This is a genomic window from Aphanizomenon sp. CS-733/32, assembly GCF_028330045.1.
Lineage (GTDB): Bacteria > Cyanobacteriota > Cyanobacteriia > Cyanobacteriales > Nostocaceae > Dolichospermum > Dolichospermum gracile.
On record NZ_JAQMSE010000240.1, the window covers coordinates 1 to 8,624 of the forward strand.

Annotated in this window: 11 protein-coding genes and 3 pseudogenes; 1 reads left to right on the forward strand and 13 read right to left on the reverse strand. The window is 36.7% G+C overall.

The window, feature by feature from the left end; genetic code table 11:
* Positions 1 to 100: 100 nt before the first annotated feature.
* The 6 genes and pseudogenes from PN471_RS20660 to vapB all read right to left on the reverse strand — a co-directional run bounded on the left by PN471_RS20660 (position 101) and on the right by vapB (position 4,596).
* Complete coding sequence (locus tag PN471_RS20660; protein WP_271778440.1) at positions 101 to 523, reverse strand: hypothetical protein; 423 nt, start codon at positions 521 to 523, stop codon at positions 101 to 103.
* Positions 524 to 564: 41 nt separating this feature from the next.
* Complete coding sequence (locus tag PN471_RS20665; RefSeq protein WP_271778441.1) at positions 565 to 2,301, reverse strand: ABC transporter ATP-binding protein; 1,737 nt, start codon at positions 2,299 to 2,301, stop codon at positions 565 to 567.
* A 184-nt stretch (positions 2,302 to 2,485) separates the two neighbouring features.
* On the reverse strand, positions 2,486 to 3,496 hold the full coding sequence (gene pseB / locus PN471_RS20670; protein WP_271778442.1) for a UDP-N-acetylglucosamine 4,6-dehydratase (inverting): 1,011 nt from the start codon (positions 3,494 to 3,496) through the stop codon (positions 2,486 to 2,488).
* 74 nt (positions 3,497 to 3,570) lie between these two features.
* Positions 3,571 to 3,933 (reverse strand): annotated as a pseudogene (locus tag PN471_RS20675) (ATP-binding cassette domain-containing protein); the annotation flags it as partial.
* Positions 3,934 to 3,970: 37 nt separating this feature from the next.
* The gene (locus PN471_RS20680; RefSeq protein WP_271778443.1) at positions 3,971 to 4,357 is read right to left on the reverse strand and encodes a type II toxin-antitoxin system VapC family toxin; all 387 of its coding nucleotides are present in this window, start codon (positions 4,355 to 4,357) and stop codon (positions 3,971 to 3,973) included.
* On the reverse strand, positions 4,357 to 4,596 hold the full coding sequence (gene vapB / locus PN471_RS20685; protein ID WP_271778444.1) for a type II toxin-antitoxin system VapB family antitoxin: 240 nt from the start codon (positions 4,594 to 4,596) through the stop codon (positions 4,357 to 4,359). The genes PN471_RS20680 and vapB overlap by 1 nt, the downstream gene beginning before the upstream one ends.
* Before the next feature lie 28 nt (positions 4,597 to 4,624).
* Between vapB and PN471_RS20690 the strand changes: the two genes are divergently transcribed.
* Complete coding sequence (locus PN471_RS20690) at positions 4,625 to 4,750, forward strand: hypothetical protein (protein WP_271778445.1); 126 nt, start codon at positions 4,625 to 4,627, stop codon at positions 4,748 to 4,750.
* 167 nt (positions 4,751 to 4,917) lie between these two features.
* Here the strand turns inward: PN471_RS20690 and PN471_RS20695 are convergent, their stop codons facing one another.
* The 7 genes and pseudogenes from PN471_RS20695 to PN471_RS20725 form a co-directional block, all read right to left on the reverse strand.
* Positions 4,918 to 5,265, reverse strand: a complete 348-nt coding sequence (locus PN471_RS20695; protein WP_271778446.1) for a nucleotidyltransferase domain-containing protein — start codon at positions 5,263 to 5,265, stop codon at positions 4,918 to 4,920.
* A gap of 233 nt (positions 5,266 to 5,498) precedes the next feature.
* Positions 5,499 to 6,110 (reverse strand): hypothetical protein, encoded by a 612-nt coding sequence (locus tag PN471_RS20700; RefSeq protein ID WP_334311927.1) that lies wholly within the window; start codon positions 6,108 to 6,110, stop codon positions 5,499 to 5,501.
* Positions 6,111 to 6,408: 298 nt separating this feature from the next.
* Positions 6,409 to 6,861 carry a DUF29 domain-containing protein gene (locus PN471_RS20705; RefSeq protein WP_271778447.1) on the reverse strand — a complete coding sequence of 151 codons (453 nt, stop codon included), beginning with the start codon at positions 6,859 to 6,861 and terminating at the stop codon, positions 6,409 to 6,411.
* Positions 6,862 to 7,017: 156 nt separating this feature from the next.
* Positions 7,018 to 7,137: a DUF4351 domain-containing protein gene (locus PN471_RS20710; RefSeq protein WP_271778448.1), complete on the reverse strand. Its 120-nt coding sequence runs from the start codon at positions 7,135 to 7,137 to the stop codon at positions 7,018 to 7,020.
* Between the two features lie 524 nt (positions 7,138 to 7,661).
* On the reverse strand, positions 7,662 to 8,129 hold the full coding sequence (locus PN471_RS20715) for a DUF4351 domain-containing protein (RefSeq protein ID WP_271778449.1): 468 nt from the start codon (positions 8,127 to 8,129) through the stop codon (positions 7,662 to 7,664).
* 14 nt (positions 8,130 to 8,143) lie between these two features.
* Positions 8,144 to 8,434, reverse strand: a pseudogene (locus PN471_RS20720) (Uma2 family endonuclease); the annotation flags it as partial.
* Positions 8,434 to 8,624 (reverse strand): annotated as a pseudogene (locus PN471_RS20725) (hypothetical protein); the annotation flags it as partial. The pseudogenes PN471_RS20720 and PN471_RS20725, both read right to left, overlap by 1 nt.

The following is an 8,624-nucleotide window of genomic DNA, read 5'->3' on the forward strand; positions in this document are numbered from 1 at the left end:
AGAATAAGAAAGTGTTCGTTTCCTCCATGTTCCCTTCCTTCGTGCTACGCACATTAGTCAGGGAACTGTCGTCAACTCACGCGCCATTCATCCCACGCTCCTAAGAGTGAGACGTGGGGCTTCTGTCGGTTAAGCTAAACCAAAAATCAATACCAACTTTAATTCGACTCAAAGAAATATCAAAGCCAAAAAATTTACTGGGTTTCTGGTTAAGTTTCTGAAAAACACCAAGCATTGTTGTTGCTTCTCCGCAGCCGATTTCAATCAAAGAATCTCCTTTATTTAAATATTTGTCTATGTGGCTGGCAATCTCAGAACAGTATTTATGATGATGATCGTAGTTTTTGCTAATATTTTCAATATAACTCCCCGCCTGTAAATCATAAGAGATTTCTATGATTTCCGGCGTATTTGTCTCTAAGCTTAATGAATTTCTCAAAAAAGAGGAAACATTACCTGAGTTTTTGTAAATTTCCCTAGCTTGCGCAACTAAGGCGTAGTATTGACGTTTTGTGCTATCCATAAGTGATTTTACTGTTACTAAAAGAAGTGAATAGTATTGCTTTATTTCTCTCTTGATTGCAGCGCCCAATAGTGGGCATATTTCCCATCTAGTTCCAATAACTCCTGGTGATTGCCCTGTTCCACCACTTGTCCTTTTTCTAGGACTATAATTTGGTCGGCACGGACAATAGTAGAAAGACGGTGAGCAATAACTAACACGGTGCGATCGCGCTCAAACTGATTTAATGCTTCCTGTACCAATCGCTCTGACTGACTATCTAAAGCACTGGTAGCCTCATCTAAAATCAATATCTCCGGCTGCATTAAAATTGCCCGTGCCAGTGCTATCCGTTGTCTTTGCCCACCTGAAAGCCGATAGCCCCGCTCCCCCACTACCGTATCATAACCCTGGGGGAGAGAGGAGATAAACCCATCAGCTTGAGCTAAATGAGCAGCATCTCGCACTTCATCTGTCGTTGCTTGGGGCAATCCGTAGCGGATATTTTCTAAGATACTCTGGTTAAAGATAAAGGTATCCTGACTAACCACTCCCAGCCCCTTGCGCCAGCTTTCTAAGCTATAGGATTGTAAAGCCAATCCGTCTACTAAGACTTGCCCTGATGTGGGTTCATATAGGCCAATCAGCAAATCTGCGATTGATGACTTACCAGCCCCAGACTCCCCCACCAAGGCTGTGACTGAATTTCTCGGTAATTTAAATGACACATTGACCAGAGATGGGCTGGTAGTTCCATCATAGTGGAGGGATACTTCAGTAAAGCTGATAGCGGATTTAAGTCCGGTGAATTCCGCGCCGCCAGAACGAGTAAACTCTTTGTCTTTTGTGTATAAAATTTCATCTATGCGTAACATCCGTCCTGAGTTTTCCGCCAACTGCTGCATTGTTCCGGCTATTCCCTGCATCTGCATAGACAGGCGATTTAGTGCCAAAATAAAGGTAGCTAGAGATGGCAACACTGCCGACTGTTCTCGCCGCAGCAGCAGTGAACCCGCTGTCAACAAAACAGCAACCACTAAAATCGTTAAGCTATTATTCAGGGGGCTGGTAATGGACATTAACCGCACTTGGCGCTGTAAAAAGCCTAGAACTTCCTGCTGTAGGGATCTTACTCGTTCAATTGTCTCGGCTTGACGACCAAAGGTATGCACCACTCGCAGGGCTTGGATATTTTCCACCATGTCTTTAGAAACATCTACCTGGGCATGGGAAAGTTTCACTGAGGTGGCACGAATGCGGGGCAGTAACCAACGTTGAACAAACACCAAAACCATAAACAATAACACTGCAACTGCTGACAGAGGCACGGAAATTGCTAGGACTGTGACTGAGTAGGCTAGGACTAAAAACACTCCCGTCAGTAGCCCATTCCAATTCCTCATTTGTAGGTCAATTGTGCTACCTGCTTGACCGACATGGGCGGTTAAGTCTCCCACTTTATAGCGACTGGCACAGGGAAAGCTCAGACTAATAATCCGGGCAAAGATTGTTTCTGTCATCTGGGCTTGAATCCGGGCTGTCAAATCTCCAGTAGCTACTTTACTTACATAGTCCATGAGGCTGCGTGTTAATTGCAACCCTACTGCTAAGGCAATGAGGACTAAAAAAATTGTTTGGCTCTCCCCAGTCCATTTTTGAGCTAACCAGGGAAATGTGGACGCTATTTGGTTGGGTAAGTGAGGGAGTTTATGAGACTCTAGAACCCCTAGAGCTAAAAAAATTACCCCCAAGGTGGCGGTTTCTAAAGAAGCAGCTAGTAGGTTACTGGTAAAGGACAAAAGTAGTAACTTTTTGTTCGGGTTTATTGTTAACCGAATTTGCTGATAGGACGGGGTACTGAAGATTTTAAATGGGGTTAACCATTTTGTTTGAGTTTTTCTCAAGAGATTGATAAATGCCACAATAAACCACAATAAAATTAAATTTTTTTAACAAGCCCGGTGTTGATAGCTGATATATTACTCAAACCCGAAAATTTGGATCTACATGAGTTTGAATTAACTCCCGAAGCTCCTCTACGGTCAGAAACTGACTGTTTTCACCGGAATTATAATTAAATCCTGGTTTTACTGGGGTGGCGTTCATGCGATCGCAATATGATTCTATATTGTAACTGTTAGTTATGGGCAAAATTGCATAATACTTGCCCAAATCTACCGTTGTCAAGGAATCAGCACTGGTAATCATTTCTTCATGGACTTTCTCCCCAGGACGGATACCAACAATCCGATGTTCACAATTTGGGGCAATAGCCTTGGCTACATCAGTAATTCGGTAGGAAGGAATCTTTGGCACAAATATCTCCCCTCCCACACCATTCTCAATCGTCCACAGCACCATTTCCACTCCCTCTTGCAGCATGATATTAAACCGTGTCATGTTTGCATCAGTAATTGGAATCACCCCTTCATGGCGCTTCTTCAGGAAAAAAGGAATTACTGAACCACGAGAACCCATAACGTTGCCATAGCGTACTACACTAAAACTCAGTTCCCGTTTACCCTTAATATTATTTGCTGCAATAAATAATTTATCTGAACATAGTTTAGTTGCCCCGTACAAATTAATTGGTGCTGCTGCTTTATCGGTAGACAAAGCTACCACTCGCTTGACATCAGTATCCAAGCAAGCCTGAATTACATTCTCTGCACCAAGGACATTGGTATGAATAAATTCCATGGGGTTGTATTCTGCTGCTGGAACTTGCTTCAATGCGGCTGCATGAACGACAATATCAATTCCTTCTAAAGCCCTTTTTAGGCGATTTTGATCCCGGACATCACCCAAAAAATATCGCAGCCCTGGAAAGTCTTGATCTCGAAATTCTTGAGCCATTTCAAACTGCTTGAGTTCATCCCGACTAAAAATAACCAAACGAGCGATATTTGGATATCGTTCTAAAACATTTCTGACAAATACCTTACCAAAAGACCCTGTTCCACCTGTAATTAGAATTGTTTTAGAGTTAAACATAATTCAAATAACAATTAATTGTGAAGAAATTGAAAAATATCCTTGCCGCTACTGAAGATCAGCATTATCATCATTAATGGGCGATGAAAACCAGTCCCCACCTCCAATAAACTGACAACCCTACCCTTAATTTTAATACTCCCTTTTGTCGGTTCGGTAATACGGCTTAAAATCTTTAATAAAGTTGATTTTCCCGCCCCATTACGGCCAATAATTCCTACTCTATCACCTTGTTTAATATCAAAAGATACATCCTTTAAAGCCCAAAATTCCTCAAAAGCAGGATTTTCATTTTTAGCTTGAGGATTTATTAAACTACCAAGGGATTTAACCTTATTAGTAATCACATCTCGCGGTGCTGTATAACGTTCCTGCTGTTGATGTCCAATAATATATTTTTTACCTAGATTTTCAACACGAATAACTGTATCTGACATTAGTTTTTAAATATATTTCAACTATTACATTATAACATTACCATACTCTCTTAACCGAATATGCATCAAAAATAGTATCAATGCTGAGAATAGTAATATTTTCAGTTATAGACTGACCAATGATCAACCTATCAAAAGGATCTTTCTGATGATAAGGGAGTTGCTCTAAAGCCCAAATATGAGCTAGTTCAATCGGTAAGATTTGGATATTATTAATTTTGATTTGGCTGTCTATTAACTCAGGTAAAGGTAAATCAAGTTTTAATTTACCCATTGAAATTTTGATTTGCATTTCCCACACACTAGCTATACTTAGCAATGCTTGATTACTATTATCTTCTAACAAGATAGTAGCATATTGCGACAGTTTTTGCGAATTTTCAGCAAACCAAATAAAAGCATGAGTATCTAGTAAGATTCTCATTATTCAATTCCCCAAATTTCATCACCTAAAGGTTCGTTAAAATCATCACTCATCCAAATTTTTCCTTCTTGAAGTCCAGCAATTCGTTTTTGGGGTTTTTGAGTTGGATTAACTTTTTCCGGTTGATATTTATTGGCAATAAATTCGACATAATCCAATATTTGTTGTTGATTTTTTAGGGGTAAATTTTGGATTTTTTGAATTATATTTTCAGTAATCTCTTCTGTTTTTGTAATCATAACTACTATCCTAAATTATTTAATTTCAATGTTATTCCTACTGGTCAGTTCAGAACCAAGACATATTCCTACCTTCAATAAACTAGCGACTCAACCTTTTATAGATATTTTACCACATTACTCTCGTCCAAAAGCAGAAATAACAGCTTTATGACTAGAAAAAGATAAATTTTTGGATAACAGAAAAGCTTGAGCGATATAAAACATAGTATAGTAAGCTCTACCAACTGCTAAATCGCGCAAATCGTTATTCCAGCAACAGTATAGAGGCTTTATGACTATTTTGAGATTTATCTAATAGTAACATAATTTCATGATTATTCACAGAATAACTCCCTCTCTCCGAATATTTAGGAGTAATGGACTCTGTTCTAACTCAAATTTTTGAGTAAGCATTTCAATAAAGTTGATTAAAATATCGTCATTAATCGAGACATCACTAATAAAATTAATTAGTTGTTCTCGTTCTGGTTTTGACAATTTTTTTTGAGTAACAATCAGAATATCTATATCTGAATCCGATGTAAAATTTCCTCTTGCGTAAGAACTAAATAAAATAATTTGCTTTAAGTTATTTCCATATAAATATTGAACCTGCTCTTGAAACAGTTTAAGAATATTTTGCACTGATAATGGTTGTTGAGTTAACTGTTTATTGGTACTAGTCATAATGTTAATATCTAATTATTTTACAGGACTTACGCAAAATATCTCTCAAACCCTCTTTTCTTCGTTCTCTTCGTTCCTATGCCTTCGGCACGCTTCGCGAACGTGGTTCATTATTCCGTGACTTGTGCGTAAGTCCTATTTTATTTACTTGTTTTTTGACTGTTCTAAAACGCACTGGCAAAAACTTCACTGGCTCAATAAATTCGTTGATGATAAATTTATCCATAATATGATTATGCTAAAATACCTAATAAAACTTTACCTAAATCCAGCAAATCATCAGGAATTTTAAACAGGTTCAAATCTTGATAGATAGTTTTTTCAACTTTATCTAATTTACCAAATTGCCACAAATTCCCAATAGTTACAGCACCATAAAATATATCTTGCTCCGTAACTTGAGATAAAGCAATTAATTCCACTGCGAGTTGAGTAAAACCCTTTGTTAAATCATCTTTCTTGGCTTCAATTATTAATAAGTTCTGTTTTGACTCTAATAAATAATCTAAAGTTCCTTTTAACCGCTCATTCACTCTTAACGGATATTCAATTTTTAGCTGACAGTTACAAATAGCAATAATTTCTAACAAAATTGGAGCTACTAAAGTTTCTCGTCTGGCAGTTTCACTACTTAAACTAATCAAAGGTAAAATTTTTCTGATTTTTTCTTTAACTAGTAACAGTTCATCTATACATTGACTTGTTTGTGGCAAAGATAACTCTGTTTTGATAAATGAATAATCAAATTCTCTTAAAATATCATCAGTTTCATAGGGTAAATCAAAATAAGAACTAAAAGTATAAGATTGATCCTCTTGTAATATTTTGATTTTAGGCATCATCATTTTTTGCGACTAGGATTTATTTTTAAAAGGTTCTGAATTTGTTTTCGTTGTTCTATAATTAATTGTACCCTGCCATCCACCAATATTATAAATGCTCAAATAATACTAGCAATCGGCTTTCTAATTCATACTTTTGAAAGTTGCCGAAATCGTCTAGCTCTAGGATTAAGTTTTCTCAATCTAATTTATCTGAATTTTATGAATAGTAGTTTCTATCCATTGGTATAAATCTTGACGGTATAAGTTATTTAACTCTTGTTGAGAATCTAACATAATTGATTATTTAGATTTCTTGTGATCATGGTAACCATTCAGGATTGAGAATTTCTGTTAAGGAATAAGGACAACTTTCAGGGAAGATTGCTGGAGATAGTTCAGATTTACGAATTGCATTATTTCTAGCCTTGATGTATATCTTGTCTAGAATTTTTACACAATGATTATAAAGAACTTTAGACTCTAATAATAAATCTAATTCAGACCTAAAATTATCAATTTCTTCAATCCATCCTTTAGCACAATAGGATTTCTCACTTTCCCAATATTGATAAAGAAGTAAGTGTTTAATAAGTTGTCTCAAATAACTTTCTACCTTATGTCGTTGTTCGTTTCCCAATGCAGTGATTTCCTCAATTAAATGTTCCCAGTCAATATTTTCCAAATCCCGATTTTGCAGTTGGTTAAGGGTAATATCTAACCATTCAGGATAATCTTGTTCATAAATCTCGTAATTTGCTTGTGTAGGTTGCATTTTACTTACTCAGCTACAGTTTAAATATAATGTTTGGTTGACAGAACTAATACCAAATGTTTTCGTGATTCTTTCTAAAGTAAAGTCACTATAAGCCATTTTTTATCACCTTAATTTTAAGTCTTAACTGAGGTGATAAACCCTATCATAATCGTTTTATCTGTTTTCATTAACTTGGAGATTATCTTGTAACCAATTTTCCAAATCTGCCATATTTTGAAAATCCAATAATGCCTCTCCTAATGATTCTAATTGAGAAATGGAGAGCGATCGCACTTTTTGCTCTTGAATAGCAGTTAAATTACCACAAGTTTAAAATTTTCCTAGCTGCTAATCCTGCTTGGTCTTTAGGCGTTACTATTAATCTTAGTATAGCTAAATTAGGACTTAAATTATCAATTTATCTGTTTTCATTTATATAACTTATTTGAACCTTGTTCTTTGTATGCAGGACTTACGCAAAATATCTCTCAAACCCTCTTTTCTTCCTTCTCTTCGTTCCTATGCCTTCGGCACGCTTCGCGAACGTGGTTCATTATTCCGTGACTTGTGCGTAAGTCCTAATATGATAAAAAAGTCCGGCTTCTAGCCGTTTTGAGTATAATAGTTTCATTTAACCAAGCGATCGCTTTCAATATCTTTCAGATCCCGGACTTCTGAGAGAAGTCGGGGATCTGATTTTCTTATTTTATTTATAGAGTCAAGGTTAAAGAATTTCCCCAATGACTAATTTGAGATTTTATAAATTAGCGATCGCTTTCAATATCAATAAAGTATATCTCAATGAGTCTGGCGAAAATTTAGTGGTCTTCTAACCAGGTTTTTAACTCAGAAATATCCGTGAAATCAAGTAATTGATCAACCAACATTTCAATTACACTTAGTTTCAAACCCCGAATTCGAGTTTCCATGGCAGAATCTAAAGAACCAAATTGCCGTTTCAGAAGACGCAGAACGATACTCACTCCCTCTTCTTGTTTTCCTTCTTGTTTTCCTTCTTGCTTTCCTTGTTGTTTTCCTTCCTGTTTTCCTTCAGCAAAGACATCCTGATAAAAGCGGGTTTGTTTGAGGTCTATGTCTGTTATTCCTATCATCTGCTGTATTTCCTCTCTACTTAAAATAGGCAGTTTATAAACCATGATAGTCTCTAGCAAATCAATCAGTTGTAATTGCAATGGTCTTTGAGTTATTTCTTTATAGGTTTCTTTGGCTATTTCTTGTGCTAAAACTGCACTTTTATCCGCAGGGGTAACAATCAGTTTTAACAACTTCAGACTAATGGTCCTAAACCCAATTCAGCTTCTTCTAGCCATACCCCTAATCCATTAATAGAGAGCGGTTGATAACGGTTCGTTACCAAACCAAAACAGTGAAACTCCTCAGTATAACGGTTATAGACAAAATAATAGGGGATTCTCAGAATTTGCTCATATACTGTCCATTTATTGGGAGGTTGATTAACTTCCCGTAAATTTTTATTTCTCCCTAAGTCTTCGTTTTCTGTTCCTGGAGATATTAATTCTACTACCACAAAGGGATATGTTCCTTCACACCAAGTAACATAACTTAATCTTACAGCGATTTCCAATCATATAAGGTACATCTTAGCCCCCTCATCGCTTGCGGGGAGGGGGTTGGGGGTGGGGTTCTTGTTCCGGGTTTGATGACAATTTGCTGTAGTTCTGTTTGTTCATAAAAACGGGATACCTCCAAAACTGCAAACCAATCAGGGCGTTTATACCATTGTGTATGCTTGCTGTCAT

Coding starts and splice junctions, on each gene's coding strand:
- PN471_RS20660 (WP_271778440.1), bottom strand. CDS start 523: ATGGATAGCACAAAACGTCAATACTACGCCTTAGTTGCGCAAGCTAGG.
- pseB (WP_271778442.1), bottom strand. CDS start 3,496: ATGTTTAACTCTAAAACAATTCTAATTACAGGTGGAACAGGGTCTTTT.
- PN471_RS20680 (WP_271778443.1), bottom strand. CDS start 4,357: ATGAGAATCTTACTAGATACTCATGCTTTTATTTGGTTTGCTGAAAAT.
- vapB (WP_271778444.1), bottom strand. CDS start 4,596: ATGATTACAAAAACAGAAGAGATTACTGAAAATATAATTCAAAAAATC.
- PN471_RS20690 (WP_271778445.1), top strand. CDS start 4,625: ATGTTATTCCTACTGGTCAGTTCAGAACCAAGACATATTCCTACCTTC.
- PN471_RS20695 (WP_271778446.1), bottom strand. CDS start 5,265: ATGACTAGTACCAATAAACAGTTAACTCAACAACCATTATCAGTGCAA.
- PN471_RS20700 (WP_334311927.1), bottom strand. CDS start 6,110: ATGATGATGCCTAAAATCAAAATATTACAAGAGGATCAATCTTATACT.
- PN471_RS20705 (WP_271778447.1), bottom strand. CDS start 6,861: ATGCAACCTACACAAGCAAATTACGAGATTTATGAACAAGATTATCCT.